Genomic DNA, 26640 nt, shown 5'->3' with positions numbered 1-26640 from the left:
TGTTTCTATTCCGCCAATTCCAGCAATGCCCGGGCAGCACTTTCATCGGTGATCAGCGTGTTGCAGCCGATGCGCTTGATCGTCGCACGGATTGCCACGGCCCGATGGGCGCCACCGGAGGAGAGCACGATGTGCTTTGCCTCCTTCAGCGTGTCGAGATCGACGGACATCACGCGCCGATTGATCGAGTGGTCGACCGAATTGCCGTCCCTGTCGAGGAAGTTGAACATGGTGTCACAGACGCAGCCGGCATCGATCAACTCCTGCAGCTCGGCCTTCGAGATCCAGCCCTCCGACAGCGAGGTCGAATGCGGGCCGATATCGCCGCAGCTGACGATCGCCAGATCAAGATTTTCGGCGAGACGGTAGATCGTGTCCAGCCCGCATTTCTCGATGAGGTTGCGCTTGGTCTCGATGGAGTCGACCAGAAGCGGCGCCAGGAACATGTAGCATTCGGCGCCGAGCTGGTTAGCCAGCCGCCAGGTGTAATCGATCGGGTTCGTCTGATGCACGGCGACGATGCCGCCCAGCAGCGAGACGACCTTGCAATTGGCGCGGCGCGGCGGCCGGAAGCTCGACAGCGAGGCGGTCATGGTACGGCCCCAGCCGACACCGATGGTGTAGTCGTCCGGAATGGCTTCGGAGAGGAACTGGCCAAGCGCCAGGCCGACATTTCTCGCCAGCGAAATGACGTCGCCATTGACCGGCGCAGGGACGACGATCGCCTCGTCGAGGCCATAGGCACGCTCCAGCTTCACCGAGAGTTCAACGCAGTCGCCGATCGAATCGTTGATCCAGATCTGGACTTCGCTGCGTTTCATCGCCTCGTCGAGCAGGCGGATCACCGTGGTGCGGCTGATGCCGAGCTGTTCGGCGACGTCCTTCTGGGTAAGGCCCTCGTTGTAATAGAGCCATGCCGCCCTGAGCCGTAGCGAGGATGCCTCCGAATAGGCCGTGTGCGTGCCGCGTTTGAGCTTGACCACATCTCCTCCGCACGATTTCCTGCCCTAGATCCCTCATGGGATGAAAGGCCTTAGCGACGCTTTTGTTGCCGGGGGATAATGACGGGTGTGACACTTATGTCAATTGAAATGCACAAATGTCCTTGACTTTTCGCAAGGCGAATGGCGATAGTCCGGGTGACACAAGTCGTTCTTGTCCGTCCGAGGAGGACATAGTGCGGGCATGCCGAAAGTCACGACCGGCCTTCCAGCCGCAAGCGGTATCGCTTGCGTTTGAGCAGCCGTTCGTTTGCGGCCGGAACACGGCCACTGTCCTTCACGTTTATGAATCATCCGTGACGGATGCGCGCATTTTCGCCTGCAGCATGCAAACAACCTGTCGGTAGATCACCTTTGCCCGGCGGAACTCGCGCCGGTCGCAGCCCAAGTTCAACAAGGATTATTGACCATGACATCCAAGCTTGACCAACTCCGCGAGATTACCACCGTGGTCGCCGATACCGGCGACATCGAAGCCGTCGCCCGCCTGAAGCCGGTCGATTGCACGACGAACCCGAGCATCGTGCTCAAGGCCCTCGGCACGCCGATGTTTGCCGACGCCATCAAGGAAGCCGTTACCTGGGGCAAGAAACAGGGCGGCAATCCCGAAGCCGTTTCTTCCGCCGTCGCCGATCGTCTCGCCATCTCCGTCGGCGCAGCCCTGGTGAAGCTCGTCCCGGGCCGCGTCTCGACCGAAGTCGACGCCGATCTTTCCTTCGATACCGAGGCTTCGCTTGCCAAGGCGCGCGCAATCATTGCCGCCTACAAGGATCGCGGTATCGACCAGGACCGCATCCTCATCAAACTCGCTTCCACCTGGGAAGGCATCCGCGCCGCCGAAGTGCTGCAGAAGGAAGGCATTGACTGCAACCTCACGCTTCTCTTCAGCAAGGCCCAGGCGATCGCCTGCGCCGACGCCAAAGTGTTCCTGATCTCGCCCTTCGTCGGCCGCATCCTCGACTGGTACAAGAAGTCGACCGGCAAGGACTATACGCCTGAGGAAGATCCGGGCGTCATCTCCGTCCGTGAAATCTACAACTACTACAAGGCAAACGACATCAAGACGATCGTCATGGGCGCCTCCTTCCGCAGCGCCGGCGAAATCGAAGCCCTTGCCGGCTGCGACCGCCTGACCATCAGCCCGAACCTGCTCGACGAGCTCGCCAAGGATGAAGGCAAGCTGGAGCGCAAGCTCTCGCCGGAGAGCCGCAAGCCGGATCCGAAGGTCTCCGTCGACGAGAAGACCTTCCGCTGGATGATGAACGAAGACGCGATGGCGACGGAAAAACTCGCCGAAGGCATCCGCGCCTTCGCCAAGGATCTCGGAACGCTGCGCACCATGGTGCAGAAGGAACTGCAGCTCGCCGCCGCCTGATAAGGCTCGGCCACAATCGGAGGCGCGGCTGCCGGCTGGCAGGCGCGCCTTTTTCATGCTGTTATCAAGGGCATATGCTGTCGGAGACCGATATGGCGGATGAGGAACGGGCAAATTCGCTTGCAGCATTTGCCTACAAGCATGCGAGCTTCATCTTTGCCGTTGTTGCCGGACTGGTGGTCTTCTTGGCGCTGACCTCACGCGAAGTCAGCGCCGGCAATATCCTGTTCGGCTGGAATGTCAGCGCCGGCGTTTTTGTCGCGCTCAGCTGGCGCAAGATGCTGCGGGCGACGGTTGAAAGCATCCGGAAACGTTCGGAGGATCTCGATTTCTCCGACACCGTCCTGCTGGCTCTGTCGATCGGTGCCGCACTTGCCAGCATTGCCGGGATCGGCCTCGAGCTTCATTCGATCAAGGAGGCGGCACCTGACGTCGCGCTGGCGCGGGCAGGTGTTGCGGTTCTGACGATCCTGATTTCCTGGATCTTCCTGCATACACTCTTCACCATCCACTATGCCCATTATTTCTATGGCGGGGCGGACGAGGAGGGTGGGCTGAAGTTTCCGGACGGGATCGAAGAGCCCGGCTACTGGGATTTCCTCTATTTCTCCTTCACCATCGGCGTTGCCGCACAGACGGCGGATGTCGCGGTCAGTTCGACCAGCATGCGCAAGCTGACGCTGCTGCATGCCGTGCTGTCGTTCCTGTTCAATACGACGATCCTGGCGCTTGCGATAAATGTCGGGGCGAGCCTGCTATAATGCGCCTTGCCTTGAGCGGGCTAACCACCTGCTCTTCAAATCGGAGGGTATGATGGAAAGCGCCTCAAGCCGGCCCCGACTGGCCGATCTCATTCTTCTCCTCGGCAGGCTTCTGCTGTCGCTGATCTTCCTGCACGAAGCTTGGTCGCTCGCGGCAGATATCACCGCGACTTTCGACATTTTCGCAAAACTGGGGCTGTCGGCGCCGGTCGCGCTTGCCACCATTGCCCTGCAGATCGGCGCCGGCCTTTCCGTCGCGACAGGCTTCCTCAGCCGGCTTGGGGCATTGGCGCTGGCGCTCTTCTGCCTGGCGACCGCCTTGCTCTTTCACACGAATTTTGCCAGCCAGAACGAACTGCTGCACTTCGAGAAGGACCTGGCGATTGCCGGCGGCATGTTCGTGCTCGCGGTTTCGGGTGCGGGATCGATATCGATCGACAAGCTGCTGAGAAAGCGAACGAACAAAATGCCTCCCTGGCTCAGGGCGGTATTGTCGTGAATGCCCCCGAAATCCGAAGACCTTCGGTGCTGAATTTGATGAATTTTGCGGGCGCTCCCTGGCGCAATAAAACCGAATAAAACCGAACAAACAGAAGCGTCGATGCGGGCTACACTTTTGGCGACAGGTCAGGAGTGTGCCAGTGATGTCTTCCGCGCAAAACAATCAGCAAAAGCCAATTCTCGTCTTTCTCGGAAAAGACGCTGCCTGCGATATCGTCTCGAAATTGAATGAGAACGGATATGTCGCGGCGGCTGTGTCCTCGGTGCCGGAACTTTTCGACGCCTTGCGTTCGGGCCGATATTTTCTGGCCGTAACGATGCGGTCGGATATCGACATGGTCCGAAACATCAAGCCGATACCGATCATCAATCTGGAGGTGTTTTTCCATGCCGTCCAGCCGGCCACGAAGGCGGTTCACTCCTCGAAGGAATTCGACAGCGATGCATTTCTGAGAAGGATCTCGGCCCTTACCGAGTCAAGGACAGGCAGAATTGCTGCAGTCCAGAGAGCCCCTGCTGCGAACGAGACGGTGATTGCAGGCACGGCGAAGGCATCCCGGTGGCGTGCCGCCACCTCCCTTCTTTTAAGCCGCCGCGCTGCGCCCAGCGCAGAACGAGCCGATTAGAGGTGACCGAATTCCCGTCGCCGACGGACCGGTCTTCGCCTGATTCAGATCCCGATGACCCGGCCCCGTCTCTCCGGCCGGCCACGCTGCGCCTCGTTCCGGACGATTCCTATGAGCATATTTCTACCGGGTTTCGGCGGCTTGAAAACGTCATTCCGAGACCGGAGCTTTTTACGTGGTGCGGATGTCTTCTCATGTTTCAGTTGCTCGGTGCAGCATCGGCAAGCGGATATATCATCACGGCATTGTTCCTGCTGGTGGCGATCGGTCGTCTCGCCAGACGCGCTCTCGATAAGCTCACCGCAGGGCTCCAGAAGCGCTCGGCGTTGAAATTTTATACGACGGCGGTCGTCTCTCTGGTGTTCTTTTGCCTGCTGGTCGTCCGGATGTGTTTCATCGCCACGGTCATCATTGACAGCGCCATCCTAGGTGACAAGGTGGAAATCAGCGGCGATCCCGAAAGCCAGTTTTGACGCCGGACTCCGCATTGGCAGTCCCGCAACATATCTCAACATTATCGAATATAGCATTGCACGATACTTGATATCCTGAAGGCGGAGACCGCGTCGGCGCGGCGACCGATATCGTGTGGTGTCTGATTGACTGCGGAGATTAGCCGCCGCGATTGACAGTCGACGAGGCCGCCTGACCGAGACACGGTGAACGTGGTAATTTCGCGCCAAGGGCATCTCCCGGCAAGAGAACGAATGACGATGGCATATGAAATGGCAGCTCCCAATCAGGCTCATATCCTCATCGTCGAAGACGATCCCGCCATCGCGGATATGCTGGTGGATCTTGTCCGAAGCAGCGGCTTCGAGGCCTCGTCGGTGGAAAGCGGCGCGGCTATGGATCGAATGATGGTGCGACAGCAATTCGATCTCATCGTCCTCGATGCGATGTTGCCGGGCGAGGACGGTTTCAGCATCTGCAGGCGGCTTCGTGCGGCGTGCTCGGTGCCAATCCTGATGTTGACGGCGCTCCAGGAGGATATCGACCGCATTCTCGGCCTGGAGCTCGGAGCCGACGACTATGTCACGAAACCATTCAACTCCCGCGAGCTTCTGGCCCGGATCAAGAGTATTCTCCGCAGGGCGTCATATGCGCATCATCAGGAGGAAGCACTTGGACCGATGATGTTCTCGGGATGGCGCATCGATCCAAAAAGCCGTCAACTCCACGACGCCGACGGCGCGCAGGTTTCCATGACAACCGCGGAGTTCGATATCCTCCTGGCCTTCTGCTGCAATCCCAACAAGGTTTTGACGCGCGAACAGCTGTTGTCGATGACACATGCCGGATCGGCGGGGCCGGTCGAGCGCAGCATCGACGCCCATATCAGCCGGGTCAGGCAAAAGATCGAACCAAATCTGAAAGATCCGACGTTCATAAAGACGGTGCGGCTGGGCGGTTATCTCTTCGCATCCAAGGTAGAGCGTCTCCCTTGAGAAATTTTCGGCGCGCTTCGATCCAAAGCCAGATCCTCATATTGGCGACCTTGCTTGTCGTGCTCGTTTCCGTCGCGGCAACCGCCATGGAGCCCTATATCTACGGCCGTCATGATCGTGGGTTTCAAAACGGCCTGTTTGCTGCCAGAGCGGCAATGGTCGCGGAGCAATTTGCCCAGGCAAGTTCAGCGCAGGACGAAGTCACCGTTCTCAAGAGAGCAGCGGCACTCGGCGTTGGGGTCGAAAAATTGTCCCTGGAGCAGCCACTTGCCGGCAAACAGCAGATGGTATCTCCCAGCGAATTGGTGGCGCGTATCAACACAATGCTTGCCGACAATATTTTTGCGGCATTTCATCGCTTCGTCATCGGTCAATCGCACCCAGATGTCCTGACTGTCGGAATTGACGACAAGCGCGCCCTCGTCTTTCAACTGCCGGTTTTTCCCAGCTATGTCTGGTTTGTTCCGGCCGCCGTGAGCGGGTTTTTGAAAATCGTCATCCCATTGGTGCTGCTTGCATATTTCAGCAGCTGGCTTATCACCGAGCCTCTGAGGCGCTTTGCCGCCGCCGCAAAGCGAGCAAGCATCGAGGGCAGTTGGGAAAAGCCTTTCGAACCGGACGGCGCAGCCGAGATTCGAAGTCTGGCGGAATCGCTGAACGTCATGAGCGATCGAATCCAGAGCATGGCGGAGGATCGAACAAGAATGCTGAGTGGCGTGGGGCATGATCTCAGGACGCCTCTGACGAGATTGCGGATGCGTGCCGAGCGTTCTGGCGAGCCCGAGCTTCGCGGCCTGATGCTGGCCGATATCGCCACCTTGAGTTTCATGATCGACGAGTGCCTGGCCTATTTCAAAGACGCGTCCACTGCGGAGACTGATCGAAAGGTCGATATCTCAAGCCTGCTGCAGACGATTGCGACAGACTTCTCCGACATGGGCGTCGATGTAGGCTTCACCGGTTCGCGGCGGCTGGCGTTTGTCTGCAAACCTCAGGCCCTGACTCGGGCAATCACGAATCTGGTCGACAATGCGTCTCGTTATGCAAAGCAAGTCGAAATCGATCTGCAAGAGAGCGACGATGGCGGGATCAAAATATCGGTGGGCGACAATGGTCCTGGTTTGACCGATGAGGCCAAGGCAAAAGTTCTGGAGCCGTTCTTCAAAGTGGATAAATCCCGCCAGATCGGTGCCCAGGGCGGCTCCGGGCTTGGGCTCGGCCTTCCGATCGCCAAAGGAATTGTCACCAAAGCGCATAATGGACAGTTGACGTTGCTGGACAGGACGCCAACCGGCCTGGTCGTCGTGATCGATCTTCCCGCCCCTCAGGCGAGCCAGCCCGAAGGCGCGCCGCCGATCCCTTCGTCACAATGACTTATTGCCCGGCCGTCGCGTCATCACGCGTCGCGCTGCCCGGAGCGAACACGGCTCACGAACATTTCCACATATCATGGCAAACACAGCAACATTCGAATTCCATAAAACCGCTGCCAGCAGATGCCATTCGGTATTTCCAAAGCTGGAGCCAAGTCATTGATAAAAAATTTGAAAGTCGGCGCCGCACTGATGCTCGCCTGTTCGAGCGTTGCCGCATGCACGGCCCCTGACCCCACGGTTTATTCCGGGCTGGCTTCGGCATCGCAGCTCCAGCCGAACAGCGAGGATAAGACCGGCCGCGTACCGTATCGCTATCAGACTAAAGTCAACTGGAGCCAGTACAGCAGGATCATCGTCGATCCCGTTGCCGTCTATAACGGTCCCGACAACCAGTTCGGCAAGGTCTTAGAAAAAGACAAAGCATTCCTTGCCAATTACATGCAGGTTCAATTCACGGAAAAATTGAAGACGCGCTTTGCTGTCGTCAGCACGCCTGCTCCAGCGACTCTCAGATTGCATCTGACGCTGACGGGCGCCAAGGCAACGACCGCGGTCCTCGGAACGGTCACGCGCATCGACGTCGCAGGCGGATTGTATAACACCGTCCAGGCCGTTCGCGGCCGGGAAGGCTCGATGATCGGCTCGGTGAATTATGCCGTGGAGATCTATGACGCTGCGAGCAATCGCCTCCTGTCTTCCTATGTCACCAAGCAATATCCCAACGCGATGAATATCGGCGCAAGCTTCACGGCGATGGATGCCTCCATGGTGGGCATCCGCAAAGGTGCCGATGCTCTGCTTGCCGAGTTGAAATAGGCCGCAGGGCTTAAAGGGCCTGTGGCGACAACAGACGGCGGGGGCCGCAAGCGCAAGGCGCAGCGGCCCCCGCGACCGCTCACAGGATCGCCTGGCCGGCCATCAGCGCAAGGACAAGGAAGATCAGGAAGATCAGCAGCGCGATGCCGAAGAGAACGCGTGCGATTGTCGCGGTCGCTGCGGAGACGCCGGAGAAACCGAAGAAGCCGGCGATGATCGAAATGACAAAAAATATCAGAGCCCATTTCAGCATGACATCATCCTTTGCGTTTGCTTGGGAAAGACGCGGCAACCGGGAAAATGTTCCAGATCGCTTGAATGGAATGGCGATCTCTGGGGAGCACCCTCCCGGTGCTACCGATGGGCATTGCGTCGAATTTCGTACCCTTGCCTTTCCTGCCGGTCAGCCGTGATTGATCATCACGTGGCGTACGGCGGTGTAGTCCTCCAGTGCGTAGACCGACATGTCCTTGCCGTAGCCCGACTGTTTGAGGCCGCCATGCGGCATCTCGTTGGTCAGCATGAAATGGGTGTTGATCCAGGTGCAGCCATATTGCAGGCGGGCGGCTGTCTTCATGCCGCGGCCGATATCCTTGGTCCAGACGGAGGAGGCCAGGCCGTAGTCGCTGTCGTTTGCCCAGGCAACGGCGTCGTCGGCATCGGAAAAGCGGGTGACCGAGACGACCGGGCCGAAGACCTCGCGCCGGACGATCTCGTCGTCCTGCAGGGCGCCTGCAATGACCGTCGGCGTGAAGAAGAAACCCTTGTCGCCGGAAACCTTGCCGCCGGCGGTGATCTCCATGTGCTTGTGTTCGGAAGCGCGGGCGACGAAGCTTTCGACGCGGTCGCGCTGGCGCTTGGAGATCAGCGGGCCGATCTCGTTTTCGGTATCGTCGGCCTGGTTGAAGCGGATACTCGAGACGGCTGAGGAGAGGTCGGCGACGAAATTGTCGTAGACCCTGGCATCGGCATAGATGCGGCAGGCGGCGGTGCAGTCCTGGCCGGCATTGTAATAGCCGAAGGTGCGGATGCCGGCGACGACCGCATCAATATCGGCATCATCGAAGACAATGACCGGGGCCTTGCCGCCGAGTTCCAGGTGGGTGCGCTTGACCGTCTTGGCCGCGGCCTGCAGTACCTTCTTGCCGGTTGCGATATCGCCGGTGATCGAGACCATGCCGATCTTGGCGTGATTGATCAGGGCGTTGCCGACACTTTCACCACGGCCGAGGATGACGTTGACGACGCCTTCGGGAAGGATTTCGGAGAGCAGCTTCGCCATTTTCAGCGCCGTCAGCGGCGTCTGCTCCGAGGGCTTGAAGACGACGGTATTGCCGCCGGCGATCGCTGGCGCCAGCTTCCAGGCCATCATCATCAGCGGATAGTTCCACGGCGCGATCGAGCCGACAATGCCGATCGGATCGCGGCGGATCATCGAGGTGTGGCCGGGCAGGTATTCGCCGGCCGCCGGTGCGTGCAGGTTGCGCACGGCGCCCGCAAAAAAGCGATAACAATCGACGATCGCCGGGATTTCGTCGTTCAGCACCGCATTGATCGGCTTGCCGCAGTTCAGCGCCTCCAGTGCGGCAAAGCCGGCGGCATCCTTTTCGATTGCATCGGCGATCTTCAACAGGTAGCCGGAGCGCTCGCCGGGCGTTGTCTGTGACCAGCTCGTGAAGGCTTTCTCGGCGGCGTCGACTGCAGCGTCAACCTGGGAAAGCGACGCTTCGGCAAGGTCCAGCACCGTCTCGCCCGTCTTGGGGTTCAGGACGTGCTCTTCCGTTTCCGTGCCTTTTTCAAAGCGGGAACCGATCAGCATTTGGATATCCATGATGTTCTCCCTTTTTATTTACCGGCGCCGGCGATCTGGTCGCCATCGCGGGTGAGGTAATAGGCTGCCAGGATCGGCAGGAAGGTGACGAGCACGACGACCATGGCGACCACATTGGTGACAGGGCGCTGGCGCGGGCGGATGAGTTCTTCGAGCATCCAGATCGGCAAGGTCGATTGCTGGCCACCGGTGAAGGTGGTGACGATGACCTCGTCGAAAGACAGCGCGAAGGCAAGCATGCCGCCGGCAAGAAGGGCGGTGCCGATATTCGGCAGGATGACATGACGGAAGGTCTGGAAGCCGTCGGCGCCGAGATCCATCGAGGCCTCGATCAGCGAACCGGAGGTGCGGCGGAAGCGGGCGACCGCATTGTTGTAGACGACGACGACGCAGAAAGTGGCGTGGCCGAGCACGATGGTCCAGACCGAAAACGGGATGTCGAACAGGCTGAAGGCGGAGCGGAGCGCAATGCCGGTGATGATGCCGGGAAGGGCGATCGGCAGGATGACCAGCAGCGAGATCGCCTCGCGGCCGAAGAACTTCGTCTGGCTGACGGCTGCAGCACAGAGCGTGCCGAGGACCAGCGCGATCGCCGTGGCGATGACGGCGACCTGCACGGAAAGCCCGAGCGCCGACCAGACGTCCGGCCGGTTCCAGGCGACCTCGAACCATTGCAGCGTCAGGCCAGGCGGCGGCCATTGATAGCTCTTCTCCTCCGTCGTGAAGGCATAGACGAAGATCAGCAGGATCGGCAGATGCAGGAAGAGCAGCCCGCCGGCTGCGGCGACCTTCAGCGCAAGTGGCGATGTCTTGAGGTCAGAGCGCATCGAAAGCTCCCTGTTTCTTGGCGAGCCAGAGATAGAGCGCCATGATGACGATCGGCACGACGGAAAAGGCGGCAGCAAGCGGCACGTTGCCGGCCGTTCCCTGCTGGGTATAGACCGCCTGGCCGATGAAGAGCCTGGACGAGCCGATGATCTGCGGGATGATATAATCGCCCAATGTCAGCGAGAAGGTGAAGATCGAGCCGGCGACGATGCCGGGCAGGGCGAGCGGCAGCAGCACCGTTCGGAAGGTCTGGCGCGGCGTGGCGCCGAGATCCGACGAGGCCTCGATCAGGTTGCCGGGCACACGCTCGAGGGCTGCCTGCGTCGGCAGGATCATATAGGGGAGCCAGATATAGACGAAGACGATGAAGGTGCCGAGGTAGCTGACCGAGAGCGAATTGCCGCCGATGACGGGCAGGTTCAGGATGCCGTCGAGCAGCCAGGAGAGATAGAGCTTCTCGAAGATCCAGGTGAGGATGCCTTCCTTGGCGAGGATCAGCTTCCAGGCGTAGATCTTGACGAGATAGCTCGACCAGAGCGGCAGCATGATGCCGAGATAGAAAAGCGCCTTCCATTTGCCTTGCGCATAACGCGCCGTGTAGTAGGCGATCGGGAAGGCGATCAAGGCGGAGGCGACGGTCACTAGTGCCGCCATGACGAAAGTGCGGATGATAATGTCGAAATTCGTCGGGCTCAGAAGCTGCGCATAGGTCGCAAGGGTGAATTCGTAATTCACCAGGCCTGAGAAATCGTCGATCGAAAAGAAACTCTGCAGAAGCAGGGCGAGCAGCGAACCGATATAGATGATGCCGAGCCAGAGCAGCGGCGGCGTCAGCATCAGGAAGAGCAGCAGTTTCGGGTGCCGCCAGAAGGCATCGGACAGCCGGCCGAAGAGGCCGCCGCGCCCCGGAAGAATCGATGTCGCCTCATTGGTGGTGATGAAGATCGCCGTCATGCCGCGTCATCCATGTAGTGGATATCGTCGGGCTGCCAGGCAAGGCGTATGCCGGCGCCGACGACAGGCACATCTGCGCCCGCCGGCAGCATCACATGCAGCCGCGCCCCCCGGAGGCCAACGGTGAGGCGCGTGGCTGCGCCGAGGAAGCTCGCATTGTCGACCTGCGCCGCGACACCGTCGCCTGCCAGCCGGATTGCTTCGGGACGGAGGCTTGCCCAGCGTCTTTCGCCGCCGAGTGAGGCCATCAGATCAGGTGCGATGACGTTCGACGAGCCGACGAAATCGGCGACGAAGCGGTTCTTCGGGCGGCGGTAGATATCCTGCGGCGTGCCCTCCTGGACGATATTGCCGTCGTTGAAGACGGCGACGCGATCGGCCATGGACAGCGCCTCACCCTGATCGTGGGTGACGAAGACGAAGGTGATGCCGAGTGCGCGCTGCAGGCTCTTCAGCTCCTCCTGCATCTGTTCGCGGAGCTTCAGGTCGAGCGCGCCGAGCGGCTCGTCGAGCAGCAGCACCTTCGGCTTGTTGACCAGTGCGCGGGCGAGCGCCACGCGCTGGCGCTGACCACCGGACAGCTGGCCGGGGCGGCGGGCGCCGTAACCCGGCAGCTTGACGAGCTCGAGGGCATCGCCTGCCGCTTTCATCCGCTCCGCCTTGCCGACGCCTTTGACCATCAGCCCGTAGGCGACATTGTCGAGGATGTTGAGATGCGGGAAGAGCGCGTAGTCCTGGAATACGGTGTTGACGTTGCGGCGATAGGGCGGAACGCCGTCGGCCGTCTCGCCGAAGATCTGGATATGGCCCGCGGTCGGCTGCTCGAAGCCGGCGATCAATCGCAGGCACGTCGTCTTGCCGGAGCCGGACGGCCCGAGCATGGCAAAGAATTCGCCGGGCGCGATCTCGAGATCGACGCCGTTGACGGCGCGAACCTGGCCGAAATGGCGTGATACCTGCTGGAAACGGACGGCGGGTGTCATGAGGGCTCCGGCTTCTTTGCTTTTAGAGAGGCTGCGGTCTTGGTTCATATGACTCCGCCCAAACCCCTCCCCACAAGGGGGAGGGGCTTAATCTGCCGTACCCCTTTCGCAAATACCTTGGCGTTTCGGCAGGAATTCGGCGGTGCCATTCAAGGCCCCTCCCCCTTGTGGGGAGGGGTTGGGGAGGGGACTTTACCCAAGCGGATCGGCCCGGTTTACCGCCCGCCGATCACGCCGATATAATCAGACACCCAACGATGGTACGGCACGCATTCGCTCTGCGTGGTGCATTTGGCGACCGGGGTCTTCCAGAACTTGATCTTGTCGAAGTGATCGAAGCCGTTGGTGGCGCAACCGCTGTCGCCTATCAGCTCGTTGCCCTTGCAGGCAGCGGGAACGGAGGGCACGGCGCCGAACCAGGCGGCGGCGTCGCCCTGGACCTTGGCCTTCAGCGAATGTTCCATCCACATATAGGCGCAGTTCGGATGTTCGCTGTCGGCATGCAGCATGGTGGTGTCGGCCCAGCCGGTGACGCCTTCATCCGGAAAAGTGGAGGCGATCTTCTGCTTGTCGGCTTGCAGCAGGTTCACCTGGAAGGGCCAGGAGCCGGAGGCGACGACGCCTTCGTTCTTGAAATCGTCGATCTGGATCATCGCGTCGTGCCAGTAGCGGGAGACGAGCTTGCGCTGGCCGCGCAGCAGGTCGAGGGCGGCCTTGTACTGGTCCTCGTTCAGCTCGTAGGGATCCTTGATGCCGAGATCCGGCTTATGGGCCATCAGATACATAGCGGCATCGGCGATGTAGATAGCGCCGTCATAGGCCTGGACGCGGCCCTTGTTGGACTTGCCGTCGGGCAGCGTCTGCTCTTCGAAGACGACGTTCCAGCTGGTCGGCGCCTTGTCCTTGAAGGCATCGGTATTGTACATCAGCACGTTCGGCCCCCAGAGATAGGGCACGCCGTAATGCACGCCGCCGACCGTATACCACGGTCCGTTCTGCAGACGCTCGTCGACGGTCTTGAAGCTCGGGATCAGGTCGGTGTTGATCGGCTGGACACGCTTGCCGGCGATAAGGCGGAGCGAGGCGTCGCCCGATGCCGTGACGAGATCGAAGCCGCCTTCGTTCATCAGCGACACCATTTCATCCGAGGTGGCGGCGGTCTTGACTGAAACCTTGCAGCCGGTCTCCTTTTCGAAATCGGTGACCCAGTCGTAGTTCTTGTCGGTTTCGCCGCGTTCGATATAGCCGGCCCAGGCGACGATGCTGACCGCACCTTCGCCTTTGCCCAGAGCCTTCAGCGGTTCGGCGGCGATTCCCTGCGTCGCGAAGCTGAGGCAAGCGAGCGCTGCCGTGCAGGATTTCAACAGATTCGTCATCATCCGTCTCCCGGTTTGCCACTTTTGTGGCGGTTTGTTCCCGGATGAAAAGGTGACGCGAAAAAGCCGCTTTCGCAAATTCATTTATCAGAAAGGCGATATCGGAAATTCCGATATCAGCGGATTCGGCCGGAGCGCAAGCTTTCGGCGATGCCGACGAAGTCGCGCGCCGCCTGCGGCAGGCTGGAGCCCTTGCGCCAGACCATGCCGACCTGGACGACCGGCAGCGAACCGGAGACGTCGCGGCTCTCGATGCGGTCGCCTTCCAGCGACCATGGACGGTAGACAAGATCGGGAAGCAGGGCCACGCCGGCGCCTGTCGCAACCAAACTGCGCACCGCCTCCACCGAGCGGGTGCGGAAGGCGACATGCGGGCGGGCGCCGAGGGCTGAGAGCAGCTTGCCGGTATTCTCCTCGATTTCGTCGACCGTCAGCATGATCAGCGGTTCGCGGGCGATGTCGGCGACCGAGATGATGTCGGCCGATACCAGCGGATGGCCCATCGGCAGCCATAGTCGATAGGGCGAGGTCTCCAAGATCTCCGCCTGCAGCGCCATCCGGTCGCGCAGATTTGATATCACCATCACGGCGACATCGAGTTCGCCGCCGACCAGGAGATGTTCGAGGTAACCACCATTGTCCTCGATGGCGCTGACCTCGATATCAGGACAGGCGCGCCGGTATCGCGCCAGCAGGTCGGAGAGCACGTAGCCGGCGACAAGCGAGGTGACGCCGATGTTCAGCGTGCCGGAGAGGGCGCTTTGCTGGCCGGAAAAGCTGGTCCGCGCATCGGAGACGGAGGCCAGGATCTTCGTCGCGTGGCGCAGGAACTGGTGGCCGTTATGGGTGATGGTCAGGCCGCGCGGATGGCGCTCGAAGAGCGCGACGCCGAGGTCGGTTTCGAGCTCCTTCAGCGCTTCCGTCACCGAGGATTGAGAGATCGAAAGGTTCTGTGCGGCGCGCGTCACCGAACCTTGTTCGGCGACGGCGACGAAATATTGAACCTGGCGAAGCGTGAAGGCCATGGGGGTTTAGAGCATGGCGGAACAGGCTGTGGCAAGCGGCCCGGAAAGCGGACCTTTTTTGGTGTTTTCTCAAAATGGCGCAGGCTTCACACGCCCACTTAAACTTTCGGAAACGTCATTTCTTTAGCGTTCTTAGCACTTGTCCTGCGTTGGAGTTTCAGATGGCGGAGCAGTTGGCGTGAAGGCCTTACTGCGCATCTTCCGGCCTTCCCGGAAATTGGCAATCATCATCGGTGGAGTCGCTCTTCTCATGGGCGTTTCCGGCGGTGCGGCGGTCTATGTCGGCAAGGACAGGCTGATCGGTGCCGCCGGTGGTGGATACGGGCTCGAATGCAGCGACGTCAACCTGGTGACGATCCGGAAGCAGGACCACGTCTGGGTACGCAAATACATCAAAACCGAACCGACCGACGGGATGACGCGCGTCAAGACTGCGCTTCGTGTCGCTCAGGCCGTCTATGCCGCGCAGAAGCCGGATCTGGTCCAGGTGGTGGTGCTCGACGAAAACGGACCGACGTTACGCGCCGACATTCGCGGCCGGGCGATCGGCGCCGATGTCGTCTATATCCCGCATCCCGACAAGACCGTTCCCGGCCTCGACGACAAGGCCTATACAGCGCGCTACTATGACGGCAAGGCCAGTGAAAATGGGCTGTTCTTCGGCGAGCGGATAGAGATGCCGTTCGACGAGGTCGCCATGATCAGCGCCGCCTTCAAGGACCCCGAGGATTGCGTCGACCCGGTCGCGGTTGGCTCCACGAAGGGTGAGGGCAAGGCAGCAGGCGGTGGACACGGCGCAGCACCGGAGACCAAGGATCCGTCTGCTCAGGAGCAGGCTGCCAAGGATGCAGCCACTCCAGCGGAAGACGCTCCCGCAGAAGAACCGCAGGCCAAGAGCGGGCACTAAACCCAAAAAGCATCAGGCGGCAGGCCTGATATTTTCCCTCATCAGCGAGGCGTCGCGCGCCGGCGGCTGGCCGAAGAAACGTGCATATTCCCTGGTGAATTGCGAGACGCTTTCGTAGCCCACCGAATAGGCGACCGAGGAGGCGTTTCCGGATTGGGAAATCAGAAGCTGGCGGGCCTGCAGCAGGCGGATACGCTTTTGGAACTGGATCGGGCTCATCGCCGTCACAGCCTTGAAATGGCGATGAAAGGCCGAGACGCTCATGGCGGTGAGGGCGGCGAGTTTTTCGACCTCGACCGCTTCGGCATAATGCTCGCGAACCCAGCGAATGGCGAGCCGTATCCGCGACAGGGCGCTATCGGGTGCTGCGATATCCCGCAGCATCCAGCCCTGCGGTCCTTGCAGCACGCGATAGAGGATTTCGCGTTCGTAGGCCGGGGCAAGGGCAGGGATATCCTGCGGGCGCTCCATGAGTTGCAGCATCCTCAGCCAGGCACCCGGAAGTTCCGGCGTCATGCGACAGACGGAATAGCCACCGCTTTGTCCCTCCTGATAGGATTGCGGCGGAAGATCCAGGAGAAGCGCTGCGACCTTTACAGGATCGAGCGATAGGCTGACGCCGATATAGGGCCGGTCGGGACCTGCCTGCTGCACCATGCCCGTCGCCGGCACATCGATCGATATCACGAAGTAGCTCGCTGGATCGTAATAATAATCCTGCCCGGCGATCGTCAGCGTCTTGCTGCCATCAAGGATCAGGTTGACCATTGGCTCATAAACGGCGCCGAGCTTGTGTTCGGGGATCTCCCCCTTGACCATCAGTATGCCGGGTATGCCGGTTTCCGTCGGGCGGTTTTCAGCGTGGGCCGTCAAGCGGCGCATCTCTTCGAGCATTGTTTGCATGGCGAAATCCTGCCCCAGCAAGTGACACGGCACAAGGCAAAAGCAGGAATAGGCAAGAACGAGGCAGTTTCCGGCGGAGTGTAGGCCGGCTGTTTCCCATAGCTTCCGGCCATCGAAGCAAAGGAGACAGAGATGAAAATCGCAATCATTACCGGCGGCAGCCGTGGCATTGGTCAATCGGCAGCGCAGGAATGCGCAAGGCGCGGCATGGGTGTCATCCTCACCTATAACAGCCACAAGCCAGGTGCGGATGAAGTCATCGCCGCGATCAAGGCAGACGGTGGTCAAGCTTTTGCGCTTGCCCTCGATGTCGGTGATGCCGACAGCTTTCCGGCCTTCGTGGCGGAGGTGAAACGGCTGCTTTCCACTTATTGGGGCCGGGATGCGTTCGATTGCCTCGTCAACAATGCCGGTTTCGGCATGTTCAATCTCATGGAGATGGTGACGACGGGCCAGTTCGACGCTCTGATGAATGTCCACCTGAAAGGGCCGTTCTTCCTGACGCAGGCATTGCTGCCGCTGATGGTCGATGGCGGCGTGATCCTCAATGTAACGAGCGCTTCCGTTCGCGTCGCAACAGCAGGTGTTGCACCCTATGCAGCCCTCAAGTCCGGACTTGAGACGTTGACCCGCTATCAGGCGAAGGAGTTCGGCGATCGCAGGATCCGCGCCAATGCTATCTCGCCCGGTCCTATCCGCACCAATCTTGCCGACGCTGCGCTGGACAAGAACCCGGAATTCGCCGCGTTGCTTGCCTCACAGACGGCTCTCGGCCGTATCGGCGAAGCCGAGGATGTCGGCCGCGTCATCGCCATGCTCGCGTCCGACGACGGCGCATGGATCAATGCGCAGACAATCGAGGTCGCCGGCGGCTACATGATCTGAGTGTGACGACGAACGCGGTCATAACAAAAACCAACGAAATACCAGTCTGCTTAAAACAAAACGGAGCGTCCTTTCGGGCGCTCCGTTTCTTCATTTTAAGGAATGTGGTTCTCAGTCGGCTTTGTTGCGGCGGGCCGGGAAGAGGATGACGTCGCGGATCGACGGCGCGTTGGTCAGAAGCATGATGAGACGGTCGACGCCGATGCCGAGGCCACCTGCCGGCGGCATGCCCTGGTCGATGGCGTCGAGGAATTCCTCATCCAACTGCTTTTCCTTTTCGCCGCGGGCATGCGCCTGTTCGAGCTGCTCGACCATGCGGCGGCGCTGCTCCTCGGGATCGTTCAGCTCCGAGAAGGCGTTGCCGAGTTCCCAGGCGTTGCAATAGGTCTCGAAGCGCTCGACCAGGCGCGGCTCGCCCGGCACTTCCTTGGCGAAGGGCGAAATGTCCTTCGGGAAATGCGTGACATGCGACGGCTGGATCAGCGTGGATTCGACCTTTTCCTCGAAGATGAAGGCGAGGCATTCGCCCCAAGTCCAATCCTTCTCGACCGCAAAGCCGGCAGCCTTGGCGGCGGCGCGCGCCTCTTCATCGGTCTTGATGGCGAGGAAGTCGATGCCGGTCGCTTCCTTGACGGCGTCGGGCATCGGGACGCGCTTGAACGGACCCTTGAAGGACATGGTCTTGTCGCCGAAGGGGAATTCCGTCGCACCGTGAATGGAGAGTGCCAAGCTCTCGAACAGCCGCTCGACGAGGTCCATGATGTCCTCATAATCGGCATAGGCCCAGTAACACTCCATCATGGTGAATTCGGGATTGTGCCGGGTGGAGACTCCTTCGTTGCGGAAGTTCCGGTTGATCTCGAACACCTTGTCGGTCAGCCCCGAGACCAGCGTGCGCTTGAGGAACAGTTCCGGTGCGATGCGCAGGTACATGTCGAGTTTGAGCGTGTTGTGATGCGTCTTGAACGGCTCGGCGGTGGCGCCGCCATAGACCGAATGCAGCATCGGCGTCTCGACTTCCATGAAGCCGTCATTTTCCATGAAGCGGCGGATGCCGGAGAGGATCTTCGAGCGCTGCTGGAAGCGGAGCTTCGAATCCTCGTTGGTCATGATGTCGAGATGGCGCTTGCGATAGCGCAACTCGATGTCGGAGAGGCCGTGCCACTTTTCCGGCATCGGCAGCAGCGACTTCGTCAGCATGGTGATTGTCTGCGCGTTGATCGTCAGCTCGCCGCGCTTGGTGCGGCGCACGATGCCGGTGACGCCGATGATGTCGCCGATGTCGATCATCGGCAGCAGGGCGCGGGCTTCTTCCGGGGTCGTGTCCTTGTGACTGAAAATCTGGATCTTGCCGCCGGCATCGTGGATGTCCATGAACATGCCGGAGTTGCGCGACGAGTAGACGCGGCCGGCGACGATGACGACATCCTGCGTCTCGACGTCAGATTCCAGGTTCTCATATTTCGCGATGAGCTCGGCATTGGTCATCGTGCGGTGGAAATGCGCCGGATAGACCTCGCCGATCTGCTCGCGCAGCAGCTTCAGCTTCTGGGTGCGCACTTCCGTCGCGTCGGAGGAAAGGGTGTTTTCGGTCTTGTTGTCAGCCATTGTCGAAATCCTCTGACTGTTCTTACTTCGAGCCGACGAGGGCGGCGACCGCCTGCGAGGCGAGCTTCAGGCGCTGACGCACAACGGACCGGCCGAGGATCGCCATGGAATCGAAGAGCGGCAGCGAGCGCGACGAGCCGGACACGGCGACGAAGAGCGGCGAGACCACGACCTTCAGCTTCTTGCCCATGCGGTCGGCGATCGCGCGCAGCTCCGCCTCGATCGTCTCGACATTCCATTCCAGGATCTTTTCGAGATCCGGCTGAACGGTGTTGAGGATCTCCAGGATCTCTTCCGGCGGCGACTTGATCTTGGCGAAGTCGGAAGGCTGCAGGCCGAGATCGGACTTCAGCAGGAAGCCGGCAAGATCGGGCAACTCACCGAGCTTGGAAATGCGTGTCTGCGACAGGCGCAGACCTTCCTTCAGGCGGTCGTTTTCCATCGCCCAAGTCAGCACACGCGCCTGGAATTCCTCCTCGGAGAGCTTCTCGCGGATCCAGCGGCCGTTCAGCCAGTCGAGCTTCTGAATGTCGAAGATCGCACCGGCCTTGGAGAGGTTTGCCGGGTCGAACTTCTCGGAGAGCTCGTCCATACCAAGGAGCTCTTCGCCCTCGGCGATCTGGATGAAGAACAGGCCGAGGAAGTTCATCAGCGCTTCCGGGATATAGCCGAGCGCGGAGTAATAGGAGATCGAGGTCGGGTTCTTGCGCTTCGACAGCTTCGACTTGTCGGCATTGCGCATCAGCGACAGATGCATGAAGACCGGCTGATCCCAGTCGAAATAGCGATAAAGCAGGATGTGCTTCGGCACCGAAGCCAGCCATTCCTCGCCGCGCGCCACATGGGTGATCTTCATCAGATGGTCGTCGATGACGTTGGCCATGTGATAGGTCGGCATGCCGTCGGCCTTGACGAGCACCTGCATGTCGACCGAATCCCACGGAATGGAGACATCGCCGTAGACGCCGTCGGTGAAGTCGCATGAGCCTTCGGCAGGAATCTTCATGCGGATGACGGTCGTCTCGCCGGCGGCAATGCGCGAGGTGACTTCCTCGGCCGTGAGGTTGAGGCAGAGACCATCGTACTTCGGCGGCTTGCCGGCGGCGCGCTGGGTTTCGCGCATCTGCTCCAGCCGCGCGGGTGTGCAGAAACAGCGGAAGGCATGGCCCTTATCCAGCAATTCCTGCCCGTAAGGCTGGTACATTTCCTTGCGGTCGGACTGGCGATAGGGGCCGTAGGGGCCGCCGATATCAGGGCCTTCCTTCCATTCCAGCCCGCACCATTTCAGCGCGTCCAACACCTTCGTTTCGAATTCCGGGGTCGAGCGTGTCGCATCGGTATCCTCGATGCGCAGGATGAACTCGCCGCCATGCTTCTTGGCGAAAAGGTAGTTGAAAAGAGCGATGTAAGCGGTGCCGACATGCGGCTCGCCGGTCGGCGAGGGAGCGATGCGGACGCGGACGCCGGTGGCTGTCCCGGAAACTGTCATTGTGTGTGCCCGTCAATGAATGCCGGACGGCTTTCATGGGAAAGCGACGTACGGCCGGAAGGATGCAGATAGCTTCATCGGCAAACCGGCCGGAAAAAGGGCATAAGCCCGCACTATCCGCCGATCGTCCGTTCGGCTGGCCTTAGGCCATATTCAACCGGGCGCGTCAAGAAAAACACGCCAGGAACGGCCTGATGGCAATGCGTGAGGGCGCGCCGGTTCCGCCGCGCCCTCCTGCCCAAGCCTCAATGCGCGGCGTCGCGTTTTCGCTTGCGGGCGTTGCGCGCGAACATGTTCAGCACCTCGACCAGCGCCGAGAAGGCCATGGCGGCGTAGACGTAGCCCTTCGGCACATGGAAGCCCATGCCTTCGGCGATCAGCGTCGTACCGATCATCAGCAGGAAGGCGAGCGCCAGCATGACGATCGTCGGGTTCCTCTCGATGAAGTTGGCAAGCGGGGTCGCGGCGACAAGCATGACGGTGACTGCGGCGACGACGGCGACCACCATGATCGGCAGATGTGGCGTCATGCCGACGGCGGTGATGATGCTGTCGACGGAGAAGACGAGGTCGAGCAGAAGGATCTGGCCGATGGCCGATGCAAAGCCTGTCGTGGCCGAACTTGCGATGAAGTCCTCGCCGTGATCTTCCGGATCGACGCTGTGGTGGATTTCCTTGGTGGCCTTCCAGACGAGGAACAGACCGCCGGCAATCAGGATCAGATCCTTCCAGGAGAAACCGTGGCCGAAGGCTTCAAACAGCGGTTCGGTCAGCTGCACGATCCAGGCGATGGTGCCGAGCAGGGCGAGACGCATGACGAGCGCAAGACCGATGCCGATCTTGCGGGCCTTCTCGCGGTGCTCGGGCGGCAGTTTGTTGGTGAGAATGGAAATGAAGATCAGGTTGTCGATCCCGAGAACGACTTCCATCACCACCAGCGTGATGAGCGCCACCCAGGCGGCCGGATCCTGAATGAGCGTCATGATTTCCTGCATCAGCATATATCCCTTTTGCGCCACATGAGTAATGACGCTCGCAATGTAATGTCGCCGGCCTGCCAGGCAAGCGCCGCAAGGGGGTATACGAAACCGATGTGACTTTTATTCCCTGGAACAGGATTTAAGGCCGGGTCGGCCTTAAAATTGAATCTTGATTAAAGAGTTAGAGCATGATGTCGTCCGAAAACCGCTCGCACTTTTCGGCATTATGCTCTGATCGGCAACCAGATTTCGGTGACGCCCATGCCGGTATAGGGGTCGAAGCGCTCGTCGTAGCGTTCGAACATGTCGGGTGTCTCGCTGTGCTCTAGGCCCGAGGTCGGCCACCATGCGCCAAAAATGCGGTTCATCGTCGCCGGAATGCCGGAGACGTGGCCGCGATGGGCAAAGACGACGTAGCGCTGGCCTGGAAGCTTGAGCGTTGCAAAATCCGCCGGCAGATCACCCGCATCGGAGATCTCGACCGCGGCCATATAGCGGAATTTCTCCGCTTCTCCGTCGATATGCGTACAGATGCCGTAGGCGACATTGCCTTTCTGACCGGAGATATGTCCGAAATGGGCATTGAATTTCTGCCAGAGAGAGGGGATGGCGGCATTGCCGCCATAGGGGTAGATCTCCTGCAGGCCGGCAAACAGCATCGGTTGGAGGGTTTCGAAACGGGGCGGTTCGAGGTCGTTGAGGTGGGCGGGGTCCATTCTGATCGGCTCCAGCAAGACAAGGTTACAGGCGTGCCCCTGTCTGCGCACCGCATCCGGCGTCATGCCGAACTGGTCGCGGAAGGCACGGGTGAAGGCCTCGTGCGAGCCGTAGCCCGCGCAAAGCGCAACCTCGAGAATGGTGGATGAGCTGCCGACCAGTGTGGGCACGGCGCGGCTGAGGCGCCGCCCTCTTATATAGCCGCTGATCGAGTAGCCGGTGACGAGCCCGAAGACGCGCGACAGATGGTAGCGCGACAATCCGGCTGCTTCCGATATCTCTTCCAGCGATATATCGCTTTCGAAATGGCTCTCGATGAACCAGATCGCCCGTCCGACAGCGCTCATCCTTATTCTCCTACAGCGCCGCGCGTCTTTTCCAGGCGCGCAAAGGACGCTGTAACACTTTGAAGTGCTGCATAATTTTATCCTTAAATCGATTCCGATTTAAGGAATTATGCAGTGTTGCGACTCTTCCTTAAAGAAAAGTCGGCAGCCGGATTTGATCGCTATTGCGGGATTTTGGCCGACGGAACGCGGCAGTCAAGGATGCGGTCAGGCGGTCTCGTGCCGGCGCGCGCCATAGGCGGCCATGAAGACCCGGATCGCGCCGCGGATGACGCGCTCGATTTCGTCACGGGACGGCGGCTCTTCCATGCTTCCGAACAGGCGGAGCTTGAAGAAACTACCGCTGGCGAGATCGAGGAACTGGCCGGCGGCCAGATCGATGTCGTCGATCTCAAACCTGCCTTCGGCGATGTGGCGTTCCAGGAAGTCGCGCATGATGGTGCGCAGGTTTTCCGGACCCTTGAAGAAGCGTTGACAGAGCACCGGCATGCGGTCGCGAACGCCGAGAACGGTGCGCATCGCGCTGATGACCTTTTCATCGGTCATATGGGTGACGAAGCTTATCCCGAATTCGTACAGGCCGGCTTCGGGATCGTCATGTTCGGCAAGCGCCGTGCGCACGGCCGCCACGAAGGCGGCGCGCTCGGTCTCGATCATCGCCGAAAACAGCTCTTCCTTGTTGGTGAAATAGACGTAGAGCGTTCCCTTGGAGACGCCGGCCTCACGCGTCACGTCGTTCATGCTGGCGGCGTCGAAACCCATCTTCATGAAAACGCGCTTGGCGCCGGCGAGGATCTGCTGGCGCTTGGCCGGATCTTCGCCTGCGGCAAATCGGCCTCCGGCAGCGGGAGGACTGAATACGGCGGCGTGGTCGGGTTTCAGCGTCATGTCCTCTTAACCGTGTTGACGGTTTCGCTTTTTCTTTAAAAGAAATCGAACCGATTGGTTCTATACATCTTGATATGACGATAAAACAGGTTTAAGTCAACTGAACCGAACCGTTCAGTTCGATTATTTACTCCAGATCGGTAAAGTGGCTATGTCGAGCAACCAGAAGAGCAACGTCGCGCGGATCGTCAGCGAAAACGCCGAGACCGAAGAGGTAAAGGCGGATGTCGCGGCCGTAGAAGCCCCGACGGCAGAAGCCCGCGAACTTCCCTCTGCTCCCGCGCAGTCGGCGCCGGCTTCGGTCGCCGCCGCACCCGCGGCTGCGAAGAAGCGCCGCAGCCCGGTGCTGCCGATCGTCGTGCTTGCCCTTCTCGCAGGCGGCGGCTGGTATGGTTACGAATGGTGGACGAACGGCCGCTTCATGGTGTCGACCGACGACGCCTATATCGAAGGCGATATCGCAACGATTTCGCCGAAGGTCACGGGCTACGTCGCGAAGGTGAACGTTGTCGCCAACCAGGAAGTCAAAGCGGGCGACGTGCTTGCCACGCTTGATAACGGCGACTATCAGAACGCCCTCGATTTGGCCCAGGCCCAGATCGTCACCGAACAGCTTTCGCTGCAGCGTATCGACGCGCAGATCGAAGGCGCGAATGCGAGCCTGGTGCAGGCGCAGGCGCAGAAGGTGGCACTCGAAGCGGCCGTTCGCGGTGCCGAGATTACTCAGAAGCGCCAGAGCGACCTTCAGGCGAAGTCGGTCGGCACCGCCGCCGATCTCGACAACGCCAATATCGCCCTCGACCAGGCCAAGGCCAATCTTGCCGGCGGCGATGCCAACATCACCGCTGCACAGGCCAACATCACCATTCTCCAGGCCCAGCGCAAGGAAGCCGAAGGCTCGGTCCGTTCGCTGGAAATCTCACGCGACAAGGCCGTTCGCGACCTTTCCTTCACCGTGCTCAAGGCGCCTTATGACGGCATTGTCGGCAACCGCTCCGTCCAGGAAGGCGACCTCGTCTCTCCCGGCCAGCGCCTGATGGCACTCGTTCCGGTGCGCCAGCTCTACATCGACGCCAATTTCAAGGAAACGCAGATCCAGCATCTGGTGCCGGGCTCGAAGGTCAACGTCCAGGTCGATGCCTATAGCGATCATCCGATCGTGGGCACCGTCGAATCGATCTCACCGGCTTCCGGCTCGGTCTTTTCGATGCTGCCGCCGGAAAACGCCACGGGCAATTTCACCAAGGTGATCCAGCGCGTGCCTGTGCGCATCGCGCTGCCGCAGGAAGCGCTCGACAGCGGGCGGCTGCGCGCGGGCCTGAGCGTCGTCGTCGACGTCGACACCCGTACGGCGCCGAGCAAGTAAGCCTTCAGGAAAGGCGGAGGTGGTCTGATGGCCGGGAGCGCGACAGCAACAGCGGGGACGATTCCGGCGGCACCCGCCCATGCCGACGAACGCATGGATCCGAAGAAGCTTATCGCCTTCTTCGCGATGGTGCTCGGCATGTTCATGTCGATCCTCGACATCCAGATCGTCTCGGCTTCTCTTGCCGAAATCCAGGCCGGCCTTTCTGCAGGCAGCGACGAGGTCGGCTGGGTGCAGACGGCCTATCTGATCGCCGAAGTGATCATGATCCCACTTTCGGGCACGTTGGCGCGCATCATCTCGACGCGTTATCTCTTCGCAATCTCGGCTGCCGGCTTCACCATGGCGAGCGCGCTGGCGGCGACGGCCACCAATATCGATCAGATGATCGTTTACCGCGTCATCCAGGGCTTCATCGGCGGCGGCATGATTCCGTCGGTCTTCGCGGCCGCCTTCACCATCTTCCCGCCGTCGAAGCGTAGCATCGTCTCGCCGATCATCGGCCTGATCGCGACGCTGGCGCCGACCATCGGCCCGACCGTCGGCGGTTATCTCAGCCATGCCTTTTCCTGGCACTGGCTGTTCCTCGTCAACATCGTTCCCGGTATCATCGTCACCATCGTCACCTGGAACTTCATCGATTTCGACAAGCCGGAACTGTCGCTCTTCAAGAAGTTCGACTGGTGGGGTCTGATCTCGATGGGCGTCTTCCTCGGCGCGCTGGAATATGTGCTCGAAGAGGGCAATTCGAACGACTGGTTCAACGACAGCTCGATCGCCATCGCAGCGGTTGCCTCCGGCGTTGCGGCCATCGTCTTTTTCTATCGCGCCTTCACGGTGGATTTCCCGGTCGTCGACCTCAAGGCCTTTTCGAACCGGAATTTCTCCTTCGGCTCGGTGTTTTCCTTCGTCATGGGCATCGGCCTTTATGGCCTCACCTATATCTATCCTGTTTATCTCGGGCGCATCCGCGGCTATGATTCATTGATGATCGGCGAGACGATGTTCGTCTCCGGGCTGGCGATGTTCTTCACCGCGCCGATCGCTGGGCGGCTGTCGACCAAGATGGACCTGCGGTTGATGATGGTGATCGGCTTCGTCAGCTTCGCCGCCGGCACCTTCATCATGATGCATCTGACGGCGGATTGGGATTTCTACGAACTCTTCATCCCGCAGATCCTGCGCGGCTTCGGGCTGATGATGTGCATGGTGCCGATCAACAACATCGCGCTCGGCACGATGCCGCCCTCGCGCATCCGCGGCGCGTCCGGCCTGTTCAACCTGACCCGAAACCTCGGCGGCGCCGTCGGCCTTGCCGTCATCAATACCGTGCTCACCAACCGGCAGGACGTGCATTATGAGCGGCTGCGGGAGAATATGGATTGGGGCAACCCGGCGGCGATCGACCAGATGAACAACATGGCCGCCAATTTCAACACCTATGGCATGGATGGCGCCTCGGTTGCGATCAAGCAGATGGTCGGGCTTGCCACCAAACAGGCGATCATCCTTTCCTTCAGCGACGTGTTCCTGATCCTGACCGCGCTTTTCCTCGCGATGATCCTCGGTGTCGCCATGATCAAGAAACCCGCGCCGCAAGGCGGGGGAGGCGGTGGCGGCCACTGACCTCCGGCCTGCCGCCCCTTGAA

Annotated in this window: 26 protein-coding genes; 12 read left to right on the top strand and 14 right to left on the bottom strand. The window is 60.3% G+C overall.

Features of this window, described 5'->3' with window-relative positions:
* Positions 1-5: 5 nt before the first annotated feature.
* Positions 6-983: a sugar-binding transcriptional regulator gene (locus tag AC25BC_RS18910; protein ID WP_128438549.1), complete on the bottom strand. Its 978-nt coding sequence runs from the start codon at positions 981-983 to the stop codon at positions 6-8.
* A 427-nt stretch (positions 984-1410) separates the two neighbouring features.
* On the opposite strand from AC25BC_RS18910, the gene tal reads away from it, so the two are divergent.
* The 8 genes from tal (at position 1411) to AC25BC_RS18870 (ending at position 7904) form a co-directional block, all read left to right on the top strand.
* Positions 1411-2376 carry a transaldolase gene (tal, locus tag AC25BC_RS18905; RefSeq protein ID WP_012759058.1) on the top strand — a complete coding sequence of 322 codons (966 nt, stop codon included), beginning with the start codon at positions 1411-1413 and terminating at the stop codon, positions 2374-2376.
* Positions 2377-2468: 92 nt separating this feature from the next.
* On the top strand, positions 2469-3137 hold the full coding sequence (locus tag AC25BC_RS18900) for a DUF1345 domain-containing protein (protein WP_012759057.1): 669 nt from the start codon (positions 2469-2471) through the stop codon (positions 3135-3137).
* A gap of 49 nt (positions 3138-3186) precedes the next feature.
* On the top strand, positions 3187-3636 hold the full coding sequence (locus tag AC25BC_RS18895; protein WP_041935578.1) for a DoxX family protein: 450 nt from the start codon (positions 3187-3189) through the stop codon (positions 3634-3636).
* A gap of 136 nt (positions 3637-3772) precedes the next feature.
* On the top strand, positions 3773-4264 hold the full coding sequence (locus AC25BC_RS18890; protein ID WP_041935577.1) for a hypothetical protein: 492 nt from the start codon (positions 3773-3775) through the stop codon (positions 4262-4264).
* A 194-nt stretch (positions 4265-4458) separates the two neighbouring features.
* Positions 4459-4737 carry a hypothetical protein gene (locus AC25BC_RS18885; protein ID WP_012759054.1) on the top strand — a complete coding sequence of 93 codons (279 nt, stop codon included), beginning with the start codon at positions 4459-4461 and terminating at the stop codon, positions 4735-4737.
* Positions 4738-4971: 234 nt separating this feature from the next.
* Entirely contained in the window at positions 4972-5712 is a 741-nt protein-coding gene (locus AC25BC_RS18880) for a response regulator (RefSeq protein ID WP_012759053.1), read from the top strand.
* On the top strand, positions 5709-7085 hold the full coding sequence (locus AC25BC_RS18875) for a sensor histidine kinase (RefSeq protein ID WP_012759052.1): 1377 nt from the start codon (positions 5709-5711) through the stop codon (positions 7083-7085). Before AC25BC_RS18880 ends, AC25BC_RS18875 begins: the two co-directional genes overlap by 4 nt.
* A 159-nt stretch (positions 7086-7244) precedes the next feature.
* Positions 7245-7904 (top strand): DUF3313 domain-containing protein, encoded by a 660-nt coding sequence (locus AC25BC_RS18870; protein ID WP_206642366.1) that lies wholly within the window; start codon positions 7245-7247, stop codon positions 7902-7904.
* A gap of 79 nt (positions 7905-7983) precedes the next feature.
* Here AC25BC_RS18870 and AC25BC_RS18865 read toward each other — a convergent pair whose 3' ends face one another.
* The 7 genes from AC25BC_RS18865 to AC25BC_RS18835 form a co-directional block, all read right to left on the bottom strand.
* Complete coding sequence (locus tag AC25BC_RS18865; protein WP_012759050.1) at positions 7984-8157, bottom strand: DUF1328 domain-containing protein; 174 nt, start codon at positions 8155-8157, stop codon at positions 7984-7986.
* Between the two features lie 150 nt (positions 8158-8307).
* A complete protein-coding gene (locus AC25BC_RS18860; RefSeq protein ID WP_012759049.1) occupies positions 8308-9735 on the bottom strand; it encodes a gamma-aminobutyraldehyde dehydrogenase in 1428 nt (475 codons plus the stop codon).
* Positions 9736-9749: 14 nt separating this feature from the next.
* The gene (locus AC25BC_RS18855; protein WP_012759048.1) at positions 9750-10562 is read right to left on the bottom strand and encodes an ABC transporter permease; all 813 of its coding nucleotides are present in this window, start codon (positions 10560-10562) and stop codon (positions 9750-9752) included.
* Positions 10552-11517 carry an ABC transporter permease gene (locus AC25BC_RS18850; RefSeq protein ID WP_012759047.1) on the bottom strand — a complete coding sequence of 322 codons (966 nt, stop codon included), beginning with the start codon at positions 11515-11517 and terminating at the stop codon, positions 10552-10554. The genes AC25BC_RS18855 and AC25BC_RS18850 overlap by 11 nt, the downstream gene beginning before the upstream one ends.
* Complete coding sequence (locus AC25BC_RS18845) at positions 11514-12500, bottom strand: ABC transporter ATP-binding protein (protein WP_128438548.1); 987 nt, start codon at positions 12498-12500, stop codon at positions 11514-11516. The genes AC25BC_RS18850 and AC25BC_RS18845 overlap by 4 nt, the downstream gene beginning before the upstream one ends.
* 215 nt (positions 12501-12715) lie before the next feature.
* Positions 12716-13876: an ABC transporter substrate-binding protein gene (locus tag AC25BC_RS18840; protein WP_012759045.1), complete on the bottom strand. Its 1161-nt coding sequence runs from the start codon at positions 13874-13876 to the stop codon at positions 12716-12718.
* A 116-nt stretch (positions 13877-13992) separates the two neighbouring features.
* Entirely contained in the window at positions 13993-14901 is a 909-nt protein-coding gene (locus tag AC25BC_RS18835; protein ID WP_003552957.1) for a LysR family transcriptional regulator, read from the bottom strand.
* A gap of 178 nt (positions 14902-15079) precedes the next feature.
* Between AC25BC_RS18835 and AC25BC_RS18830 the strand changes: the two genes are divergently transcribed.
* Positions 15080-15808, top strand: coding sequence for a hypothetical protein (locus AC25BC_RS18830; RefSeq protein WP_012759044.1), 729 nt, complete (start codon positions 15080-15082; stop codon positions 15806-15808).
* Positions 15809-15820: 12 nt separating this feature from the next.
* Here AC25BC_RS18830 and AC25BC_RS18825 read toward each other — a convergent pair whose 3' ends face one another.
* Positions 15821-16711 (bottom strand): AraC family transcriptional regulator, encoded by an 891-nt coding sequence (locus tag AC25BC_RS18825; RefSeq protein ID WP_012759043.1) that lies wholly within the window; start codon positions 16709-16711, stop codon positions 15821-15823.
* Between the two features lie 132 nt (positions 16712-16843).
* On the opposite strand from AC25BC_RS18825, the gene AC25BC_RS18820 reads away from it, so the two are divergent.
* Positions 16844-17596 (top strand): SDR family NAD(P)-dependent oxidoreductase, encoded by a 753-nt coding sequence (locus AC25BC_RS18820; protein ID WP_012759042.1) that lies wholly within the window; start codon positions 16844-16846, stop codon positions 17594-17596.
* 111 nt (positions 17597-17707) lie between these two features.
* Here the strand turns inward: AC25BC_RS18820 and lysS are convergent, their stop codons facing one another.
* The 5 genes from lysS to AC25BC_RS18795 form a co-directional block, all read right to left on the bottom strand.
* Positions 17708-19204: a lysine--tRNA ligase gene (gene lysS / locus AC25BC_RS18815; protein ID WP_012759041.1), complete on the bottom strand. Its 1497-nt coding sequence runs from the start codon at positions 19202-19204 to the stop codon at positions 17708-17710.
* A 22-nt stretch (positions 19205-19226) separates the two neighbouring features.
* Complete coding sequence (gltX, locus tag AC25BC_RS18810) at positions 19227-20693, bottom strand: glutamate--tRNA ligase (protein WP_012759040.1); 1467 nt, start codon at positions 20691-20693, stop codon at positions 19227-19229.
* A gap of 245 nt (positions 20694-20938) precedes the next feature.
* Positions 20939-21688 (bottom strand): TerC family protein, encoded by a 750-nt coding sequence (locus AC25BC_RS18805; RefSeq protein WP_018072717.1) that lies wholly within the window; start codon positions 21686-21688, stop codon positions 20939-20941.
* Between the two features lie 209 nt (positions 21689-21897).
* Positions 21898-22737: an AraC family transcriptional regulator gene (locus tag AC25BC_RS18800; RefSeq protein ID WP_012759038.1), complete on the bottom strand. Its 840-nt coding sequence runs from the start codon at positions 22735-22737 to the stop codon at positions 21898-21900.
* Between the two features lie 207 nt (positions 22738-22944).
* A complete protein-coding gene (locus tag AC25BC_RS18795; protein WP_012759037.1) occupies positions 22945-23625 on the bottom strand; it encodes a TetR/AcrR family transcriptional regulator in 681 nt (226 codons plus the stop codon).
* 151 nt (positions 23626-23776) lie between these two features.
* On the opposite strand from AC25BC_RS18795, the gene AC25BC_RS18790 reads away from it, so the two are divergent.
* On the top strand, positions 23777-24991 hold the full coding sequence (locus AC25BC_RS18790; RefSeq protein ID WP_012759036.1) for an HlyD family secretion protein: 1215 nt from the start codon (positions 23777-23779) through the stop codon (positions 24989-24991).
* A gap of 27 nt (positions 24992-25018) precedes the next feature.
* Positions 25019-26617 carry a DHA2 family efflux MFS transporter permease subunit gene (locus tag AC25BC_RS18785; RefSeq protein ID WP_012759035.1) on the top strand — a complete coding sequence of 533 codons (1599 nt, stop codon included), beginning with the start codon at positions 25019-25021 and terminating at the stop codon, positions 26615-26617.
* The last annotated feature ends 23 nt before the right edge of the window (positions 26618-26640 follow it).

The organism is Rhizobium sp. WSM409, assembly GCF_057653825.1.
This window is presented reverse-complemented; position numbering and strand designations above follow the sequence as displayed.

Excerpts from the sequence above, each read along its gene's own strand:
- AC25BC_RS18835 (WP_003552957.1), bottom strand. The coding sequence starts at position 14,901 with ATGGCCTTCACGCTTCGCCAGGTTCAATATTTCGTCGCCGTCGCCGAA.
- AC25BC_RS18785 (WP_012759035.1), top strand. The coding sequence starts at position 25,019 with ATGGCCGGGAGCGCGACAGCAACAGCGGGGACGATTCCGGCGGCACCC.
- AC25BC_RS18845 (WP_128438548.1), bottom strand. The coding sequence starts at position 12,500 with ATGACACCCGCCGTCCGTTTCCAGCAGGTATCACGCCATTTCGGCCAG.
- AC25BC_RS18900 (WP_012759057.1), top strand. The coding sequence starts at position 2,469 with ATGGCGGATGAGGAACGGGCAAATTCGCTTGCAGCATTTGCCTACAAG.
- AC25BC_RS18885 (WP_012759054.1), top strand. The coding sequence starts at position 4,459 with ATGTTTCAGTTGCTCGGTGCAGCATCGGCAAGCGGATATATCATCACG.
- AC25BC_RS18805 (WP_018072717.1), bottom strand. The coding sequence starts at position 21,688 with ATGCAGGAAATCATGACGCTCATTCAGGATCCGGCCGCCTGGGTGGCG.
- AC25BC_RS18850 (WP_012759047.1), bottom strand. The coding sequence starts at position 11,517 with ATGACGGCGATCTTCATCACCACCAATGAGGCGACATCGATTCTTCCG.
- gltX (WP_012759040.1), bottom strand. The coding sequence starts at position 20,693 with ATGACAGTTTCCGGGACAGCCACCGGCGTCCGCGTCCGCATCGCTCCC.
- tal (WP_012759058.1), top strand. The coding sequence starts at position 1,411 with ATGACATCCAAGCTTGACCAACTCCGCGAGATTACCACCGTGGTCGCC.
- AC25BC_RS18865 (WP_012759050.1), bottom strand. The coding sequence starts at position 8,157 with ATGCTGAAATGGGCTCTGATATTTTTTGTCATTTCGATCATCGCCGGC.
- AC25BC_RS18790 (WP_012759036.1), top strand. The coding sequence starts at position 23,777 with ATGTCGAGCAACCAGAAGAGCAACGTCGCGCGGATCGTCAGCGAAAAC.
- AC25BC_RS18840 (WP_012759045.1), bottom strand. The coding sequence starts at position 13,876 with ATGACGAATCTGTTGAAATCCTGCACGGCAGCGCTCGCTTGCCTCAGC.
- AC25BC_RS18825 (WP_012759043.1), bottom strand. The coding sequence starts at position 16,711 with ATGCAAACAATGCTCGAAGAGATGCGCCGCTTGACGGCCCACGCTGAA.
- AC25BC_RS18820 (WP_012759042.1), top strand. The coding sequence starts at position 16,844 with ATGAAAATCGCAATCATTACCGGCGGCAGCCGTGGCATTGGTCAATCG.
- AC25BC_RS18880 (WP_012759053.1), top strand. The coding sequence starts at position 4,972 with ATGACGATGGCATATGAAATGGCAGCTCCCAATCAGGCTCATATCCTC.
- AC25BC_RS18860 (WP_012759049.1), bottom strand. The coding sequence starts at position 9,735 with ATGGATATCCAAATGCTGATCGGTTCCCGCTTTGAAAAAGGCACGGAA.
- AC25BC_RS18855 (WP_012759048.1), bottom strand. The coding sequence starts at position 10,562 with ATGCGCTCTGACCTCAAGACATCGCCACTTGCGCTGAAGGTCGCCGCA.
- AC25BC_RS18895 (WP_041935578.1), top strand. The coding sequence starts at position 3,187 with ATGATGGAAAGCGCCTCAAGCCGGCCCCGACTGGCCGATCTCATTCTT.
- AC25BC_RS18800 (WP_012759038.1), bottom strand. The coding sequence starts at position 22,737 with ATGAGCGCTGTCGGACGGGCGATCTGGTTCATCGAGAGCCATTTCGAA.
- AC25BC_RS18795 (WP_012759037.1), bottom strand. The coding sequence starts at position 23,625 with ATGACGCTGAAACCCGACCACGCCGCCGTATTCAGTCCTCCCGCTGCC.
- lysS (WP_012759041.1), bottom strand. The coding sequence starts at position 19,204 with ATGGCTGACAACAAGACCGAAAACACCCTTTCCTCCGACGCGACGGAA.